The sequence below is a fragment of the Arthrobacter sp. Bi26 genome (genome assembly GCF_918697925.1).
Classification (GTDB): Bacteria; Actinomycetota; Actinomycetes; order Actinomycetales; family Micrococcaceae; genus Arthrobacter.
Genome location: NZ_CAKKMF010000003.1, coordinates 74,443 through 91,001, shown reverse-complemented (window position 1 = coordinate 91,001; position 16,559 = coordinate 74,443). Strand labels below are relative to the sequence as shown.

The 16,559-nt window shown below is 65.7% G+C and carries 21 protein-coding genes; 14 read left to right on the top strand and 7 right to left on the bottom strand.

Annotated elements, in window-relative coordinates:
* Positions 1-33 precede the first annotated feature (33 nt).
* Positions 34-729, bottom strand: a complete 696-nt coding sequence (locus tag LQV16_RS01560; RefSeq protein ID WP_229992185.1) for a hypothetical protein — start codon at positions 727-729, stop codon at positions 34-36.
* A 314-nt stretch (positions 730-1,043) separates the two neighbouring features.
* On the opposite strand from LQV16_RS01560, the gene LQV16_RS01555 reads away from it, so the two are divergent.
* The 7 genes from LQV16_RS01555 (at position 1,044) to LQV16_RS01525 (ending at position 5,508) form a co-directional block, all read left to right on the top strand.
* Positions 1,044-2,480, top strand: coding sequence for an MFS transporter (locus tag LQV16_RS01555; protein ID WP_229992184.1), 1,437 nt, complete (start codon positions 1,044-1,046; stop codon positions 2,478-2,480).
* Positions 2,481-2,595: 115 nt separating this feature from the next.
* Positions 2,596-3,009, top strand: coding sequence for a MarR family transcriptional regulator (locus LQV16_RS01550; protein ID WP_229992205.1), 414 nt, complete (start codon positions 2,596-2,598; stop codon positions 3,007-3,009).
* A 116-nt stretch (positions 3,010-3,125) separates the two neighbouring features.
* A complete protein-coding gene (locus LQV16_RS01545; RefSeq protein ID WP_229992183.1) occupies positions 3,126-3,818 on the top strand; it encodes a DUF998 domain-containing protein in 693 nt (230 codons plus the stop codon).
* 106 nt (positions 3,819-3,924) lie between these two features.
* On the top strand, positions 3,925-4,293 hold the full coding sequence (locus LQV16_RS01540) for a response regulator transcription factor (RefSeq protein WP_290369307.1): 369 nt from the start codon (positions 3,925-3,927) through the stop codon (positions 4,291-4,293).
* 9 nt (positions 4,294-4,302) lie between these two features.
* Entirely contained in the window at positions 4,303-4,449 is a 147-nt protein-coding gene (locus LQV16_RS01535; RefSeq protein WP_290369308.1) for a winged helix-turn-helix domain-containing protein, read from the top strand.
* Positions 4,446-4,730: a hypothetical protein gene (locus tag LQV16_RS01530; RefSeq protein ID WP_229992180.1), complete on the top strand. Its 285-nt coding sequence runs from the start codon at positions 4,446-4,448 to the stop codon at positions 4,728-4,730. Before LQV16_RS01535 ends, LQV16_RS01530 begins: the two co-directional genes overlap by 4 nt.
* A complete protein-coding gene (locus tag LQV16_RS01525; RefSeq protein WP_229992179.1) occupies positions 4,714-5,508 on the top strand; it encodes a HAMP domain-containing protein in 795 nt (264 codons plus the stop codon). The genes LQV16_RS01530 and LQV16_RS01525 overlap by 17 nt, the downstream gene beginning before the upstream one ends.
* A 115-nt stretch (positions 5,509-5,623) precedes the next feature.
* Here the strand turns inward: LQV16_RS01525 and LQV16_RS01520 are convergent, their stop codons facing one another.
* Complete coding sequence (locus LQV16_RS01520; protein ID WP_229992178.1) at positions 5,624-6,082, bottom strand: T6SS immunity protein Tdi1 domain-containing protein; 459 nt, start codon at positions 6,080-6,082, stop codon at positions 5,624-5,626.
* 587 nt (positions 6,083-6,669) lie between these two features.
* Between LQV16_RS01520 and LQV16_RS01515 the strand changes: the two genes are divergently transcribed.
* On the top strand, positions 6,670-7,272 hold the full coding sequence (locus LQV16_RS01515; RefSeq protein ID WP_229992177.1) for an AAA family ATPase: 603 nt from the start codon (positions 6,670-6,672) through the stop codon (positions 7,270-7,272).
* 46 nt (positions 7,273-7,318) lie between these two features.
* Positions 7,319-7,456: a hypothetical protein gene (locus LQV16_RS01510; RefSeq protein ID WP_229992176.1), complete on the top strand. Its 138-nt coding sequence runs from the start codon at positions 7,319-7,321 to the stop codon at positions 7,454-7,456.
* Here the strand turns inward: LQV16_RS01510 and LQV16_RS01505 are convergent.
* On the bottom strand, positions 7,446-7,760 hold the full coding sequence (locus LQV16_RS01505; protein ID WP_229992175.1) for a hypothetical protein: 315 nt from the start codon (positions 7,758-7,760) through the stop codon (positions 7,446-7,448). The two genes, LQV16_RS01510 and LQV16_RS01505, sit on opposite strands and share 11 nt — an antisense overlap.
* 163 nt (positions 7,761-7,923) lie before the next feature.
* Positions 7,924-8,268, bottom strand: coding sequence for a hypothetical protein (locus LQV16_RS01500; RefSeq protein WP_229992174.1), 345 nt, complete (start codon positions 8,266-8,268; stop codon positions 7,924-7,926).
* A 193-nt stretch (positions 8,269-8,461) separates the two neighbouring features.
* On the opposite strand from LQV16_RS01500, the gene LQV16_RS01495 reads away from it, so the two are divergent.
* The 3 genes from LQV16_RS01495 to LQV16_RS01485 all read left to right on the top strand — a co-directional run bounded on the left by LQV16_RS01495 (position 8,462) and on the right by LQV16_RS01485 (position 11,242).
* Positions 8,462-9,745, top strand: a complete 1,284-nt coding sequence (locus LQV16_RS01495; RefSeq protein WP_229992173.1) for a cyclopropane-fatty-acyl-phospholipid synthase family protein — start codon at positions 8,462-8,464, stop codon at positions 9,743-9,745.
* 70 nt (positions 9,746-9,815) lie between these two features.
* Complete coding sequence (locus tag LQV16_RS01490; RefSeq protein WP_229992172.1) at positions 9,816-10,820, top strand: pirin family protein; 1,005 nt, start codon at positions 9,816-9,818, stop codon at positions 10,818-10,820.
* 74 nt (positions 10,821-10,894) lie between these two features.
* Positions 10,895-11,242 (top strand): GNAT family N-acetyltransferase, encoded by a 348-nt coding sequence (locus tag LQV16_RS01485; RefSeq protein WP_229992171.1) that lies wholly within the window; start codon positions 10,895-10,897, stop codon positions 11,240-11,242.
* Positions 11,243-11,272: 30 nt separating this feature from the next.
* Here the strand turns inward: LQV16_RS01485 and LQV16_RS01480 are convergent, their stop codons facing one another.
* Both LQV16_RS01480 and LQV16_RS01475 read right to left on the bottom strand, forming a co-directional pair.
* Positions 11,273-11,851, bottom strand: coding sequence for a TMEM175 family protein (locus LQV16_RS01480; protein WP_229992170.1), 579 nt, complete (start codon positions 11,849-11,851; stop codon positions 11,273-11,275).
* Between the two features lie 166 nt (positions 11,852-12,017).
* Entirely contained in the window at positions 12,018-12,374 is a 357-nt protein-coding gene (locus LQV16_RS01475) for a carboxymuconolactone decarboxylase family protein (RefSeq protein WP_229992169.1), read from the bottom strand.
* A gap of 324 nt (positions 12,375-12,698) precedes the next feature.
* Between LQV16_RS01475 and LQV16_RS01470 the strand changes: the two genes are divergently transcribed.
* Both LQV16_RS01470 and LQV16_RS01465 read left to right on the top strand, forming a co-directional pair.
* Positions 12,699-14,138 carry a DUF2252 domain-containing protein gene (locus LQV16_RS01470; RefSeq protein WP_229992168.1) on the top strand — a complete coding sequence of 480 codons (1,440 nt, stop codon included), beginning with the start codon at positions 12,699-12,701 and terminating at the stop codon, positions 14,136-14,138.
* 27 nt (positions 14,139-14,165) lie between these two features.
* A complete protein-coding gene (locus tag LQV16_RS01465) occupies positions 14,166-15,659 on the top strand; it encodes an FAD-dependent oxidoreductase (RefSeq protein WP_229992167.1) in 1,494 nt (497 codons plus the stop codon).
* Here the strand turns inward: LQV16_RS01465 and LQV16_RS01460 are convergent.
* Positions 15,656-16,546: a CDP-alcohol phosphatidyltransferase family protein gene (locus LQV16_RS01460; protein ID WP_229992166.1), complete on the bottom strand. Its 891-nt coding sequence runs from the start codon at positions 16,544-16,546 to the stop codon at positions 15,656-15,658. The genes LQV16_RS01465 and LQV16_RS01460 overlap by 4 nt on opposite strands.
* Positions 16,547-16,559: the final 13 nt, after the last annotated feature.

Here is a 16,559-nt window from a genome sequence, read left to right as displayed (position 1 = left end):
GGCAATGGCGGGACCGAGACCAGACCTTGCCCCTTAGGCCTCCTTGCTTGCGGGGGATCCGGGGGCGAGGAGTCCAGCGGTGGTCGCGGTGACCCACTCCTTCAGCGGAATGCTCTGGTGGTGGTCCCAGCGGGAGTAGGTGATCCACGCCTTGCCCTTGCGGTCAAAGTCAGTGTTCACCAGGTTGTCCAAAGCGGTCCGGGGCCAGCGGGCGATGGCGTGGTTGCCGCTGAATTCGACAAGGCGCTGGGGGGAGGTCATCCAGGCCGGCTCCTTGCCCGGTTTGCGGGCCGGCAGCGAGATCACACGTCCCGACGCCGGGACCAGGCCTTTGGGGTTGACCAGCCTTTTCGTGTCGCTGCCGCCTTCGAACGTGCTCAGAACGGTGTCGACGCTTAGGAATTCGTCCCCGCCGAAGGTCGTGGACTGGCGGTAAAAGCAGATGCGGCCGTCGACAGTCAGGAAGGCAGCGCCGTCGTCCTCGTTTTCCAGGGGCCAGCCAAGGGACTGGGCCACGAAATGCCATGTGCTCCAATCGGTGCCTGTGGTGACGGCGGCAAGACTGGTCGGCACGGATCGCTTGAGCAGCCGCGTGCTGGCATGTCCCAGGATGCGTTCCATCCGGTCCGCGGCGGCGCGGCGGGCCGACTCATAGATGCCCGGGACGGACTCTTTGGCGGCTCTGCCGGCGACATCCGCTCGGGCCACCTCCGCTTGCGTCCTATTCATCCCATCCTCAAACGACATCGCAGCTCTCCATCGTTGATGCTTCGCGTGGCCACGCGAGCCTGGGCGCATTCTGCTGTGGTTTCGTCCCTTGGGGTTACCAGGGTTGGCCGGTTCGATCGTTGAGGCGGAGACTCCCGCCCCCCATTTTAGGTCCCCGGCGACAGCCGGAAGCTGAAGGACATCCAATGTTCATCGAACGATCACCAGCTCGGGGCGCGGGCCGGGTACCGACCCAACAGCCGCCGTCGTCTGGTACTGCCTTGCGTGAGTGTGTCCCGGCTTGGGTCCGGCAACCGCGGGTGTTAACTGGGAGAGTGAGTTCCCTACCGTCGACGCGTACGCAGAGGCTCGTGCTGTGGATCGCGATTCTCGCGTCCTTCGTGTCGTTCCTCGACAGCAGCGTCATCAACGTAGCGCTGCCCGCCATTTCCCGTGAACTGGGCGGCGGACTAACAACGCAGCAATGGGTAGTCGATGCCTACCTGATCACCCTGGGTTCACTCATCCTGGTCGCCGGCTCGCTCTCTGATTTGCTCGGACGCGTCGTGGTTCTCCGGGCAGGCCTCATCGGGTTCGGCACCACGTCAGTGATGTGTGCACTGGCACCCACAGCGGACGTGCTGGTCTTGGCCAGGGCGCTCCAAGGCGTCGCGGGCGCCTTGCTGGTGCCCAGTTCCCTGGCCCTGATCACGTCCAACTTCGACGAGGCCCCCCGGGCGAAGGCGATCGGCCAGTGGACGGCTGGTACAACCGTGGCTTTCATCGCGGGCCCCCTGCTCGGCGGGGTGCTCGTCGATTCGGTGGGCTGGCGTTGGGTCTTCGGAATCAACGTCCTGCCCATTGCTGTGACCCTGCATCTGTTGGGCGAGCTGCGGGCCAGGGATGTTCGCAAGGAGGGGGTGCGCATCGACTACCCGGGCGCCGTACTCTGCGTGCTCGGGCTGGCGGGGCCGGTCTACGCGCTGATCGAACAAGGCAACTATGGATGGGGGAGCCCGCTCATTCTGATGCCCTTCGTCCTCGGCATCCTGTGCCTCGCCGGGTTCATTTGGCGGGAACAGACCGCACAGCGGCCGCTCCTGCCGCTCAGCCTCTTCTCCGTCCGAAACTTTGCCGTCGGCAATGTGGCGACGGCCTTCGTCTACGCTGCGCTGTCGATCGGGGGATTCATCATCGTGCTTTTCCTGCAGCAGGTTGCCGGGTTTCCGGCGACGGTGGCTGCTCTGGCTTTGCTTCCCGTCAGCATCGTCAACATCCTCCTGGCGTCATGGTTTGGCTCACTGGCCGGGCGGTTCGGCCCGCGGTGGTTCATGGCATTCGGACCGGCTCTCGCCGGAGCTGGCTACCTCTTGATGCTCGCGTCTGAAATCCCGGTGAACTATTGGACCCAGCTGATGCCTGGGATCCTCCTGTTCGCAGTCGGGCTCTCGGCGACCGTCGCACCGCTCACTGCCGCCATTCTCGGTTCGGTTTCGGAACAGCAGGCCGGCATCGGCTCGGCAGTGAATAACTCTGTCAGCAGAGTTGCCGGTCTGATCGGCATCGCGCTGGTAGGCCTCGTCGTGGGCGGCAAACTTGATCTCGACGGATTTCACCGGATAGTGACCGTGACGGCCGTGCTGCTCATCCTCGGGGGCATTGTTTCCGCCGTCGGTATCCAAAACCCGCGCAAGGGGCCGGCAGGCCGGACAGGGCAGGGAGCCCCAACGCACAGCACGCGGAGCCAACGGATTTTCAGACCTGGCCCATAGGGGGAACTTCAACCACGAGGCGACCCTAGCGGGGATGAAGCCCTGAAATCCGGAGTCGGGCTCCGCCCGCGACCTTGCCCGGGCATGAGGCTCCTGCGACGATGGCAAGGTGAACATGCCCATTGGCTACTGGGTCCGGCGCCTGGATGCGTCGCTGCAGGCACAGCTCGATTCCACGCTGGCCGGTGTCCATCTGTCCAGAACGCAGTGGCAGGTCCTCAACACGTTGGGCTCCGCCCCCGTCACGCCGGCGGAAATGCGGGATATCCTGCGGCCTTTCAACGCAGCGGACGGCGGCGGAGGGCAGGAGCGGGACCTGGCCGCGTTGGTTCGGCGGGGGCTGGTGCTCCTGCTGGATGGTCGCCTCGCCCTGACCGAGGCCGGCTCCGCTCTGCATTCGGAGGCAACCGGGCTGGTGGAAGCTGCCCGCCGTGAGCTCACGGCAGGCATCGGAGCGGATGAGTATGCCATGGCTGTCAGCGTCCTCGAACGCATGAGCAACAACGCGGACCGGCTCGCCTCGCGATAGGAGCGGTTGGGTGTGCCTCCGCGCACGCTCATTCACGCCCGGCGCCGCAGCCGTCGGGGAGGTCAGTAACCATGTGGGCGTCGAGGTCTCCGCCTTGACGCACTAGGCTTCAGCTTGTGATCTCGAGTTCTGTCCAGGGCCACGCAGCGGTCCGACGCCGGCGCGTCGGACTGGCCGCTGTGGCGGGGATGGTGGGGGCAGTCCTTTTTGTCTCCGTTTTCACCGTCTACGGGTGGCTGTGCCCGGGCTACACGCCGAACTCCATGTTCGTCAGCGAACTGTCGCTTGGGCCCTACGGCTGGGTCCAGATGCTCAACTTCGTGCTGACCGGTGCCTTGGTGGTGGTGTTCGGTCGCGGCCTCGCCGCCCACTTCAGCACCGGGGCTGCTTCCCGGGCCGGGCCGGTGCTGGTGGAGTGCATGGGAGTCAGCCTGATGGTGTCAGGACTGTTCACCACCGATCCGTCGGCGATGTTCAGCCAGGCCACCGCGCAGGGTGTCGTGCATAGAATCTTCGGGGCGCTCTTCTTCACGCTAGCGCCGGTTAGTTGTTTCGTTTTCTACCGGCGCTTCCGTGGCGACCGGTCCTGGCGCCCCATGGCGGGGTGGACACTGGCCGCCGGCGTTGTCCTGACTCTCGGGATTGGCCTGCTCAAGTTAAGCCAGCAGCCCGACAGCGGTTTGTTCGAGTGGAAGGGCCTGGTGCAGCGCGTCATTCTGGTGACGGTGATGGCCTGGATTTTCGCTGTCGCGTCCCGGTTGCGCCACATCTATCGGGACGGGGCACCCAGCCAACAAGCGCCGCTGTAGTACCGGGCCTCGGCCTGACTGGTGCGGTCAGGGGTCTCTCGGACTGCATGATGCGCTGGGTTCGACAGGCCGTCCACTTCAGACTGACGGCAGCCCGGCCCCGGCTGTGGGATATGGCTTCAGTCATCGTTGCCTGAGCGCTTGTCGTCGCCAGGCTCGGGCCCCGATCATCGTTGTCAGTGCACGGGATGAAGAGATCGACCGGGTGCTGGCGTTGGAACTGGGCGCCGACGACTATCTGGTCAAGCCTTTCGGCATGCGGGAACTCATCGCCAGGATCCGGGCAGTGGCCCGCCGCTCCGAAGAGCGGCTCCCGGACGGCCGTCCCGAGACGGACATCAGCAGGACAATCGGCGGCCTGAGCATTGACCAGCGGTCCCGTCGCGTGGTCCTCGACGGAGTGGAGGTCTCTCTGACGGCAAAAGAGTTCGAACTCCTGTACTTCCTTGCAGCCGAGCCTGGTGCGGTGTTCTAGCGTCGCGAAATCCTTCGCGCTGTGTGGGACGGCGACTGGTACGGCACCACGAAAACCGTGGATGCCCACATAGCCGGGATCCGCAAGAAGCTCGGTGATCCACGCTGGATCGAGGCCGTCCGGGGCGTCGGGTTCAGGCTGGGAGTGCCTGGATGAGATGGAGGCTGATCGGCGCGTTCATGTTCATCACGTTGCTCGTGGTCCTGGTGCAGGACATTCCGCTGGGGAACTATCTGGTCCGCGGTGAACGTGAGCGCCTCACCACCTCCCTTGAACGCGACGCATTTCTGCTTGCCGGCCGGGCCGGCGACGCGTTAAGAGCTGGTGGCCCCCTACCCGCGGAAGTAGCCGCTGACGTGCGGCGATACGGGGAGGCGGGCGGCGCCCGTGTGGTGATTATCGACGCCGGGCGGGACGGCCTTGGCGACCTCCGATGACGATCAGGCGGCCACCGGATCAACCTACAGCTCACACCCGGAAATAGCCGCGGCGCTGACCGGACAGATCAACGCCGGCCAGCGGTATTCCCAGACATTGGGCCTCGATCTGCTCTACGTCGCCGTCCCTGTCCTCAGCGGTGAGACGATCTCCGGCGTCGTGCGGCCGACGTTCCCTGCGTCGGTGGTGACCGAGAAGGTAAACGGCCAGCTGCCTACCATCTGGACCGTCGCCGGCACCACGGTATTGCTCGCCGGCATCCTGGCATACTTCTTGGCGGGCGCCGTAACCAGAAGACTCCAGAGGCTTCGGACCGCCACAGAGCTACTCGCCGATGGCAATCTGGACACCCGTACCGACGAAGGAGGTGCGCCCGAGCTCAAAGCCCTCGCCGGTTCCTTCAACCGGATGGCGGACCGGCTGAAAGACCTGCTCGAGCAACAACGGGGATTTGCCTCCGATGCCTCCCATCAACTCCGTACCCCCCTGACGGGGCTGCGGCTGAGGCTCGAGAATGCTGTCGACACGATCCCCATCGACCCGGAAGCGGGCCGACGCATGGTGGCTGCCTCCCTTGACGAGACGGACCGTTTGCAGCGGGCCTTTAGCCGCTTCTGGCGCGGCACGCAGAGCGGCGAGGGCAGCGGCCTCGGCCTGTCCATCGTGCACCAACTGGCCCGGGCCAGCGGCGCCGAGGCCTCGCTGACGCCCAGAACTTCCGAGACGGCAATGGGAGCCACCGGTCTGGATGCCTGCGTGAAATTCAGATCAGCCTAGATCACCGGCGCATCCCAGACACAAAGGGGCACCTTCGGCGGAGGACGTCGCTCTCGGTGTGTCGGCAAGGCTGACCGAGCGGACAGCCCAAATCCCGGTTGGACGAGGCCAATAGTTAGGACAGAGAGATGCCGCTTATGGGTGTGCCTGGCGGGAGCATCAGAACTTGTTTGTGGATTTGTCCGGCGATGTCCAAAGCCACGACGAAGTCACTGACTTCGATATTACTGACGTCGGTCGAACCTCCCAGCACGGGCGGGACGCGGAAGCTGTAAACCTCACACTCGCCCGGTTGCAGACCGGAGCTCTCAGCTTGGCCGGCCAAAGTGATCATCAAGTACTCATCCTGCCCTGAACGAGATTTCAGTTCGGCGTTCAGCTCATCCTGGTTCGACCATTGATGACGCAGTTCACCCGCAAGCACATCAAGGAACCAGAAGCCGTTGTCTGCCTGGAAAAAGACGTCGCCAAAGGGTGATGCGAAGAGCGGACTTTTGCCAGCGAGGTCGAGAAACGACCACGGCTCGAGGGCAGCCGAGTAAAGGGCAGATGAGAATCGACGGATGGGCTCCATGTGGCGACTCTAGCGGAGGTGCTGCGAGCTGCGACGGAACCCGCTCACAAAAAGCCGCGCCGCCAGGGTGATCGGAGCCCTGGGACAGGCAGCACTACACCCAACAGTTGGCCGCTCCATCGGTGTGCTAGGAGGAACTGTTTGAATCCCTGCGGCGGGACTGGCACCACAGAGAGCATTAGTCGCAAGCCCCTGGACCTTCATGGAATGCTGGGGTCATGACCTCCCGTTCCTCCGCTGTCCCCGCTTTAATGACTGCCGGCGTCGGCTCTGAAACCTTCAGCCTCCGGCACGCGACCAAAGCTGACCTGCCACAAATTCTGCAGCTACTCGCCGATGATCAGCTGGGATCAACCCGAGAAAGGGCCGACGATCCGGACCCGTATTGCCCGTCGGGGACGATTTAGCGACCTCTACCGTTGGTAGTAGTAAGCGGAGGCTGCGGCGCACCCAGGAGCCCGCTAAGTCCCGGGCCTTGGACTTTTCACACGACCGTCCGCCTTTACCCTCGACGCCGCCCTGTCATCGGGAAAGGCACCGGGTGGCTCACCCGGGCACGAACACCGCCACCACCAGAAGGAGCCGGATTGCTGATTGTCTTGACGGGAATTGACGGATCGGGGAAAACCACCGCCGCACAGGCAACGGTTGCCGCCGAACGGCGGGCGGGCAAGAAGGCGCTGCTGCTTAGAAACTACGCAGGCCGGCGCAGGATGTCACTGCTGAGCGCACAGTTCGGCATACAACTTCACCCGCGGCTGGCCGATGCCGTAGAGACAGCGATCCGCACGGCGAATGTGGTGGTTTCCCACGCCAGGGCGCACAGGCATCCGGGCCTGGTCATCATGGACCGCCACTTGCACTGCCAGCTTGCGCTACGCCAGGCGCGGGGCCTTCCCCGTGGCCGGCTGCTTCCCTTCCTTCTGACGAAGTTTCCAAAGCCTGACGTGGTGGTCCACCTCGTGATCGACCCTGAACAGGCGCATCAAAGAGTGTTGGCGCGCGGCACGGACATGGAAACGCTCGGTGAGCTCCACTCGTTGAGGGCCGCCTACCGATCGATGCCCGAATACGCGCACTTCACCGAACTGGCTGCGTCCGGTACACCGGAGGAAGTGTTCTCCGAACTGGCCATCGCCATCGCCGACGCCGGCAAGAGCCAAGGCGAGCGGCTGGCCCAGGCCCCCTAGACCGTAGTCATCCCATCCATGACGGCGCCCGCATCGAATAACCGGCATGAGCAAGTCGGAGAAGAAGAACCTGCGCTACTGCGATTACTACTGCTTCATGTCACTGAAGGACTTCGCGGCCTGGGTGGAAGCAGACGACGACCGGGAACCCGTCATGTCGTACGCCCCGCCTGCTACCAGGTGAGTTCCTGGGCCTTGATTTCGTAGTGACCGTCACGCTGGGTGAACGTGGCCCGATACCCCCGTTTGACCCCGTTGACCACCATCTGGCAGTCCGTATGCGTGTTCACCTTGATGTTCGGGAAGTTCTTGCACTCCACATCAGAGATCGTGATGCCGGGCTCCTTGGGTTTGGCGCGGGCCTTGATCCGCTCGGCCAGAACCTTGCCGCTGGTCTGCGGATCGAAGACCACCACCGATGGCGGGGGAGTCGCCGTCACTGTGGTCGTCGGTCCCGGCGTGGCGACAGGTGCAGCGCATCCTGTCATGAGGAGTGCCCCGCCCAAGGAAGCTGCGCATGCAGTTCTGAATAAGTTCATGGCCGATCATGTCCATCCGAGGCCCGTCCACAGAGCTGCCCGAGACCCAGGCTGCCCAAACCAAACGATGCACTGCCCGGCTTGGGGAATCCTTGGCCTTTAGGCCACGGTGCTACCGGCGGGAGCGGACGGCGCGAAGAATGCCGCGGATCGAAATGCCGACGGCGCACACCAACGGGGCCAGCGCCGCAAGCACCACCACGGTGTTGGGCCGGAAAGTCATCTGGCCGGCCGGGCTCTTGGCATAGACACCCAGGGGTAAGACGAAGCCGCCGCCCCCGCCGCCACTTCCCCCGCCGGTCTGGGCGTCTTCGGTGCTGCTGCCTCCGCCGAAGCCGAAAGTAACCACCGCGACGGGGATGACCTCTTCCCCTGCGATGTTCATGGCGGGGCCGTACGCCCGGGAAACACCCACATTCTTGAACGTGTCCACGAGGGACGAGAAAGACTCAGACATAGGACCCACCATAGGCAACCGCATCCCCAAGCGCCAGAGCCGGCAGGGCCGCCCCGCCACGATGGGAAAAGCGCGGTGGGCAAGGAATGGGGACCTAAGCTCTGGTTGAGGGCCATGTTCCGCCCTTATGTTTGGAACTGCCGGGCGCAGCCCACGGCATTGGAGACGAGTCACGAGAATCGAGGCACTGGACATGGGGACATCCACGAATGCGGCTTCACGGCTGGCCGACGCACTGGCGATCATCCTTGGCACCGACGGGATTCCCCTGAGGCTGAGGGCGTGGGACGGCTCGGAAGCGGGCCCGGAAAATGCTCCCCTTGTCGTATTCCGATCCCGGAGGGCACTTCGCCGGATGCTGTGGTCCCCCGGGCAGCTCGGACTGAGCCGTGCCTATGTGGCCGGTGAAATCGACGCACCCGGCGACATCTTCGCCGCCTTCGCCGCCCTCAGCTCGGCCGGAAAATTCGCCGAGCCCGGACCGTTCCGGCCGCCGTCTCCCCGCGAAGGGTTCGCGCTGCTCAAGGCTGCCGTCCGTCTCGGCGCGCTCGGGCCCAACCCGGCACCACCGCCGGAGGAAGCCCGCGTGGGCCGGTACGGCAGGCGTCACTCCAAGGGGCGCGACGCCGCGGCCATCTCACACCACTACGACGTCGGGAACGACTTCTACGCGCTCGTCCTGGGCCTGTCCATGGTTTACTCCTGCGCCGTCTGGGAATCGGACGAAGCCGGGCTTGAAGCCGCCCAGGCCGCCAAGCTCGACCTGGTCTGCCGCAAGCTGGGCCTCAAGCCGGGTATGCGCGTGCTGGATGTGGGGTGCGGCTGGGGCAGCTTCGCGCTGCACGCCGCCCAACACTTCGGGGCCGACGTCGTCGGCGTCACGCTCTCAGTCGAGCAGGCGGCACTGGCCCGCAAAAGGGCCGCGGACGCCGGGCTGACGGAGCGGGTGGACATCCGGGTGCAGGACTACCGCGATGTGGACGACGGGCCGTTCGACGCGATCAGCTCCATCGGCATGTCAGAGCACGTAGGGCGCGAACAGATCGAGCACTATTCGTCCCGGCTGCACCGGCTGCTCCGCCCGGGCGGCCGGCTGCTCAACCACGCGATCTCCTGGAACGCCGGACCTACATCACCGGACCCGGACTCGTTCATTCCCCGCTATGTCTTCCCCGACGGCGAGATGCTCAGCCTTTCGGACATGGTCGAGGCGCTCGAATCAGCAAGCCTGGAAGTCCTGGACGTTGAGGCGTTGCGGCGCCACTATGCCCTGACGCTCCGGGCCTGGGTGCGGAACCTGGAGGAGCACTGGGACGAGGCCGTCCGCTCCGCGGGCGCGGGACGGGCCCGGATCTGGCGGCTCTACATGGCCGCGAGCGCCCTTGGCTTCGAGGCCGGCCTCACCGGCGTGAACCAGATCCTGGTCCAGCGCCCGGGCGGTGATGAACCCCCGTTGCGCCGCTCCGCGTGGATCTGAAGCCGAGCGGCCAGGCGCCGGGCATGTCATGGCGGCTGACCTGCGGACCGTGCGAAGCTAGGCTGTCATCATGAGCAATACCGAAGTTGCGCCGCAGGAAATCCTCTGTGAAACAGACATGACATGCGTCGGCGTCGAGATACTGGTTCCGCGGCAGGTCCCGTTGGGCGGCCCACGCGCGATGGACGTGCGGCGCACCCTGCCGCAGCGCCAGCGCAGTCTGATCGGCGCCTGGTGCTTCCTGGACCACTATGGCCCGGACCCGGTCAGCGATTCCGGCGGCATGCAGGTCCCGCGCCACCCGCACACCGGGCTGCAGACCGTCAGCTGGCTGTTCACGGGGGAGATTGAACACCGGGACTCGGCAGGCTTCCACGCAACGGTGCGCCCGGGCGAAGTGAACCTCATGACCGCTGGCCGTGGCATCAGCCACTCGGAATTTTCCACCCCCGACACAGCGGTCCTGCACGGCGCGCAGCTGTGGGTGGCGCTCCCGGACGCCGCACGCCACATGGCACCCACGTTCGAGCACTATCGCCCCGAACCGGTCACCGGAATCGGCTGGACCATGCGCGTCTTCCTGGGCACGCTCGCCGGGTCCGCCTCGCCAGTCGCAACCCACACGCCCCTGCTGGGCGCGGAGATCCTGCTCGAGGCAGGGGCGGAACTGACCCTCGAATCCGACGTGTCCTTTGAACATGGCCTCCTGGTGGACTCGGGCAACCTTGTCCTGGACGGACACGCCGTCGCCAAGGACCACCTGGCGTACCTTCCGGCCGGTCATGCGTCCCTGACCCTGGCCGCGGGCAGTGACGGTGCCCGTGTCCTCCTGATCGGCGGCGAGCCGCTGGGCGAAAAGATCGTGATGTGGTGGAACTTCGTCGGACGCAGCCACGACGAGATCGTCGCGTTCCGGGACCAATGGCAGGCGGAAATCGGTGCCCCGGACGGTTCTGGCCCGGCCTCGGCCGCGGGGGCAGGCACGGACCTGCGGTTCGGCCCGTTTCCGCCCGGGCAGGCTGCGGCCCTCCCGGCTCCGGCCCTGCCGAATGCCCGCATCCGGCCACGCGGCTGAACTGTCCACACCGGCAGGTCCTGCATCCACAAGCCCGCCTGCCGGGCCAATCCGCCCCGCTCAAGGAGACCATATTGACCACGATCACGATCCGACACAACTCGGAACGCAGCCGCTTCGAAGTGTTCGACGCCGACGCACTGATCGGACAGGCCGCTTACGTGGATGACATCGCGGCAGACCAGCGGATCTTCTACCACACGGAGATCAACGAGGAATATGGCGGCCGCGGGCTGGCCGGGATGCTGGCCGCACAGGCACTCGATGAAACTGTCGCCGCGGGCCTCACAATCGTTCCTGTGTGTCCCTACATCAAGAAGTACCTTGGCAAGCACTCCGGCTACGCGGCGAACGTGGTACGGCCCACCCCGGCGCATCTGCGGTTCCTGAGCGCCTCGCTGGCCCAACGCGTCCGGCAGTAGCCGCCTCGAGACTCACGTGCGCCTTGAGACTCACGTGTGCGCGACAAACCGCTCCACACGCCGGTCAGGGATCAGCCAGATCGCGGCGACCACCGTGTAAGCGGCGATCCCCAGGAGCGGATTCACAAAGGTCAGCCCCATCCCCACGATGTACAAGAGAGGCGATCCCTTGCCTTTCCAGTCCTGTCCCATGGCCTGATCCAGGGCACCACCGCGTCCCTGCTGGCTGATCAGCGCCGTTTTTAGGATGTAGTAGGCAATGGCCGCGAACAGCAGATTCAGTCCGTAGACCAGGACGGGGACCTGTGCCAGGCCGGCGTCGTTCATCCATCGGGTGGTAAACGGGATGAGGGAGAGCCAGAACAGCAGGTGCAGATTTGCCCAGAGAACTCCACCGTTGATCCGCCCGGCCAAATGCAGCATGTGGTGGTGGTTGTTCCAGTAGATCCCCACATACACAAAGCTCAGCAGATAACTCAGCACCGTTGGAAGCTCGTGGAGCAACGCCGACCATGTGGGTTCCGCCGGGACATGAAGCTCCAGCACCATGATGGTAATGATGATGGCCAGCACGCCGTCGCTGAAGGCCTCCAGACGGTTCTTATTCACAGTGGCACCCCTGGATCCGGGCATCGTGACCGATGCGTCGCAGGGACCAGCGACGCCGGCGAGCGCGCAGTGCGGGGGCCGGCACGCCAGTCCGCTTATTTGCGAGGAGTCTACGCCGGGAGGCAGCCAGAGTCAGACATTACGGCGGCTATCACCACCTGGCGGGTCAGTCCTTGGGCTGGGCGTCGGCCTCGGCTGCCTCTAGCTCGGCTTCGAGCTCAGCCTCGGCTACTGCTATCGCGAAGCCGAGCGCAGCGGCGATGTTGCCGGCCGCCGCCACAACACGGGGGGTGCCGACAATGGGCGCAACGGCGATGAGGATTCCTTGGACATCCTCCGCCGTGATGCCGACGTCCACCGCCGTGCCGGCGTTGAGGAGGTATGAGGCGGCAGGGGCTTCGACGGCGACGAGTACCGCGATCCGGGCCAGCATCAACTCGCGAGGCTCGAGCGTGGAGCGTTCGAGCGAGACGGCAGTGATGTCGGCGAGGGCGTCGAGGACGGGGGTATCTTGTTCGGCCATGATCATTTCTCCAACTGTTAGCGGGGGTGTGCGCCGACTGACGCGACGTGAGCGGATCGGCCCGACTCGTCATGAACGTAACCCGCCACGACCCGGGGTGGCATCACCCGAACAGCATGAATCGATGGTAAGCCGCCTGGCACAAGAACAGATCGTGTTTTTGTGCCTGCGCTGCAGGCTCGTTCGGCGGTGCGTTGACGATGGGCCGGTTCGGGGCCAGAATCGCAGTAGCTTGAGCCGAGGCGCATTGGCGCGCTCGGCGGGGACTGACCCAGGCAAGCAGTGCCGGTGGCGGTTCCGGACCTAATAGGGAGGTCGCCGATCATGGCCGAGACCAAAAAAGTCAAGCATCCGAGCGTCGAGGAACGTGCTGCGAAGGGCAAGGGCCGCCGGGAAAAGACGCCCGTCTCCAGCCACACCGGGTGGAAGCCTGCTTCCGACCGGCCCGATCCGGTCGCGCTGCTCGAGGAACAGAACCTCACCCGGGAACAGGACCTCGTGCCGGTGCGTCACGGCCGGATGCTGGTCTCACCGTTTACGTTCTACCGGGGCGCAGCCAAGATCATGGCAACCGATCTGAAAGACACTCCCAGGGCCGGCCTGGTGTCCCAACTGTGCGGGGACGCCCATCTGTCCAACTTCGGTGTCTTCGCATCTCCTGAGCGAACCCTGCTGTTCGACCTCAACGATTTCGACGAGACACTGCCCGGCCCCTTCGAGTACGACGTCAAACGGATGGCGGCGAGCTTCACTATCGCGGCCCGCAACAACGAGTACACCAAGGAAGAGACGCATGATGTCACCCTCGCTGCCGTACGGGCGTACCGGGAGGCGATGGCAGAGTTCGCGCAGATGGGCACCCTGGACATCTGGTACGCCCGCCTGTCCGAGGAACAGCTAATGGAAACCCTCGAGCTGGCCGTCGCAACTCAAAAGGGCAAGGCCCTCAAGAAGGCAGCCCACGGGATGGAAAAGGTGGCGAAACAGAACGTCGCCAAGGCCCACACCCGCGACAGCCTGCAGGCACTCTCCAAGCTCGCCGAGCGGGTGGACGGGGAGTACCGGATCGTCAGCCAGCCGCCGATCGTCATTCCCGCACGGGAGCTGGGTGAATCATTCGGCATGTCTGCGGATGGGATTCAGAAGGCGGTTCGTGAGCAGCTCCGTTCCTACCGGGCGACCCTGCCAGACGACCGACGTATCTTGCTGGAGCGCTTCGAAGTCATCGATGTCGCCCGCAAGGTGGTGGGCGTCGGCAGTGTCGGCACGCGGGCGTTCATCGCCTTGCTCCAGGGCCGGGATGAGCAGGATCCGCTGTTCCTCCAGGTCAAGGAGGCCACAAGGTCGGTGCTCGAGGACCACTTGCCGAAGAGCAGGTTCAAGCAGCCGGGCGAGCGAGTGGTGCAGGGCCAGCGGATGATGCAGGCCGCGAGTGACATCTTCCTGGGGTGGACCAAGGGCGTGCAGGACAACCGGTACCTGTATTGGCGCCAACTGCGTGACATGAAGGGCTCAGCCATTGTGGAAGGCATGAAACCGCTCGGCATGAATTTCTATGCCAACGCATGCGGGTGGACCCTCGCCCGTGCCCACGCCCGGTCCGGGGACCCGATCGCAATCGCCGCCTACCTCGGCAAGAGCGACAAATTCGACGTGTCGATCACCGACTTCTCCGAGCGGTACGCGGACCAGAACGAAAAGGACTACCAGGCGTTCGCCGACGCGGTTCGTTCCGGCCGGCTGGAAGCAGTCGAGGGCCTCTGATTCCGGAAGTTCAGGGGAGGCACCGCCGTGGGTGAACGGCTCGAAGGACGACAGGTTTCGCTCTGGGTCGCCACGGCCGGCGGCACTGGCTATCCCTGCCTGGACTCGGATCTCGAGGTCGACGTGGCCGTAGTTGGGGGAGGGATCGCCGGGCTGACTGCGGCGCTGGCCCTCAAACGTGCCGGCCACACCGTCGCGGTCCTCGAGGCCGCGCGCATTGGCACCGGCGTCACGGGGCACACCACCGGGAAGGTCACCTCCCTGCACCGGCTGGTCTACACCGAACTTGCTGACCTGCATGGACCCGACGTCGCAGGCAGGTACGGGCAGGCAAACCAGGCCGCCATCGAGCACATTGCGCGCGTCGTGGCAGAGGAGGGCATCGACTGCAACTTCCGCAGGGTGTCCAACTACACCTACGCAGAATCCGACGACGCACTCACCCGCGTCCGCGACGAGGCCGCCCTGGCCGCACGGCTCGGCCTTCCTTCAGTCTTTACCTCTGACACGCCGCTGCCGTTCGCTGTCCGGGGCGCAGTCCGGTTCGACGGCCAGGCGCAGCTTCACGCGGTCAAGTACCTGCAGGGCCTCGCCCGCGCAGTGGACGGGGGCGGAAGCCACGTGCTCGAGGACTCGCGCGTCACCTCGGTGCGCGATGGTGTGCCCGCCGTCGTCGAGACCGGGCGCGGCACGGTCCGGGCACGCGAGGTGATCATTGCCACCAACGTCCCCGTCGGCGACGGAGGTCTCTTTGCCGAGCGCTGCTACCTGCACCGCTCGTACATCGTTGCCTGCCTGGCACCTGCGGCGCCCCTGGACGGGACCTTCATCAGTGTCGACGAGCCGATGCGCTCAATCCTGGCGATCGACGTCGACGGTTCCCGTTACGTTCTCACCGGCGGCGAGGGCCACCGGGCCGCCGAGACCGCCGATGCTGCCGTCCGGTACCGCCGCCTCGCGGTATTCTCCCGTGAGCGCCTCGGAACCAGGGAGACCAGCTTCCGCTGGTCCACGCAGGACACCATGCCCGTCGACGGGTTGCCCTATGCCGGGACTTTGACCCCGACGGCGGGGCACGTTCATGTGATCACCGGGCTGCGCAAGTGGGGCCTGACCAACGGCACCGCCGCCGCGCTGGTCCTGGCCGACACGCTCACGGGGCGGCACAACCCCTGGGCGGCGGTCTTCGACACCAACCGCATTCCGGCGACCGGCCAGGCCGTCGGGAAGAGCGGCCACCCGGACCAATCGCAGCCGGACCAACCGACCGTCGCCGGGCTGCGTCCGGGCGAAGGTGCCGTAGTGGAGATCGACGGCGAAATGACCGCCGTCTACGCCGGCCCTGCCGGGGAGCTCCTCGCCGCCTCGGCCATTTGCACGCATCTGGGCTGCACTGTCGCGTTCAACGCGGACGACTCGACCTGGGACTGCCCCTGTCACGGCTCGCGGTTTGCCGCGGACGGCGCAGTCATACAGGGCCCTGCGGCGGTGAACCTGGCGCCGAGACCCGCACCGCGTTAAGTGCCCGCCGGGGTGTCGGCGCATGAGGCGGGGGAGCTGGCCGCCGCGTTGAGGGCCGCCCGGCGGAGCCGTTCCAGCTCGACGACGTCCCGCCCGAATGAAAAGGCCAGCAGCCCAAGCGCGGCGCCCAGGACCATGGCTCCCAGGGCCGGAGGGACGCCCGGCAACAGGGCGAACAACAGGGCCGCGGGCTGGGTGGCTCCGATGATCCTGCGTACGGTGCTGGACGGCAGCGGATTCTTCAGGGACGGCCGGAACCAGGCTGCTGCGAGGAACGCGTAGTACATCAGCCCGATGCCCAGGGGCCACAGGCCGAACGTTCCCGCCGCCGCGCAGGACAGCACTAGAACAAGCGCGGCGTCCGTGTCCGAGTCCAGCCGTGAACCCTCGGCCGTCGCTGACCCCGTCCACCGTGCTACCCGGCCATCCACGGCATCGAGCAGGAACGCTGCCGTGCCCAGGAGAACCACCAGAGAGCTTGCCGCGGCTCCGGCCATGAAGCCAACCACAGTCTCTGCGGCGCAGCACGCCACGATGGCGGCCCTGGCCAGGGTAACGCGGTCCGCGGGGGTGGAAAACCGGGGTGTCCGCCGCAGAACGGAGCCAGCTGCCCTTACGATCACCGCTGCGCCCGCCGCCAGAGCCAGGAACCAGGGAGCCGGGCCAGTGAGGACTGTCGAGCCGAGCGAGGCCCAGGCCACAAGATAGGCGGCGACAGCGGTCCCGGCATCCGCAACGGCACGGCGGGCGGCCGCTGATGCCAGGCCAGACTGCCCTGCGGCATCGGACTCAGTGCCTGTCGACGAGACTGTCAGCGGGACTGAAGGCGGGCCAGTGGAGGCCGTGCCTGTAGACGTCGTACCCTTTTGTCGCGTGCCCTGTGTCATCGGCTTCAGCCTG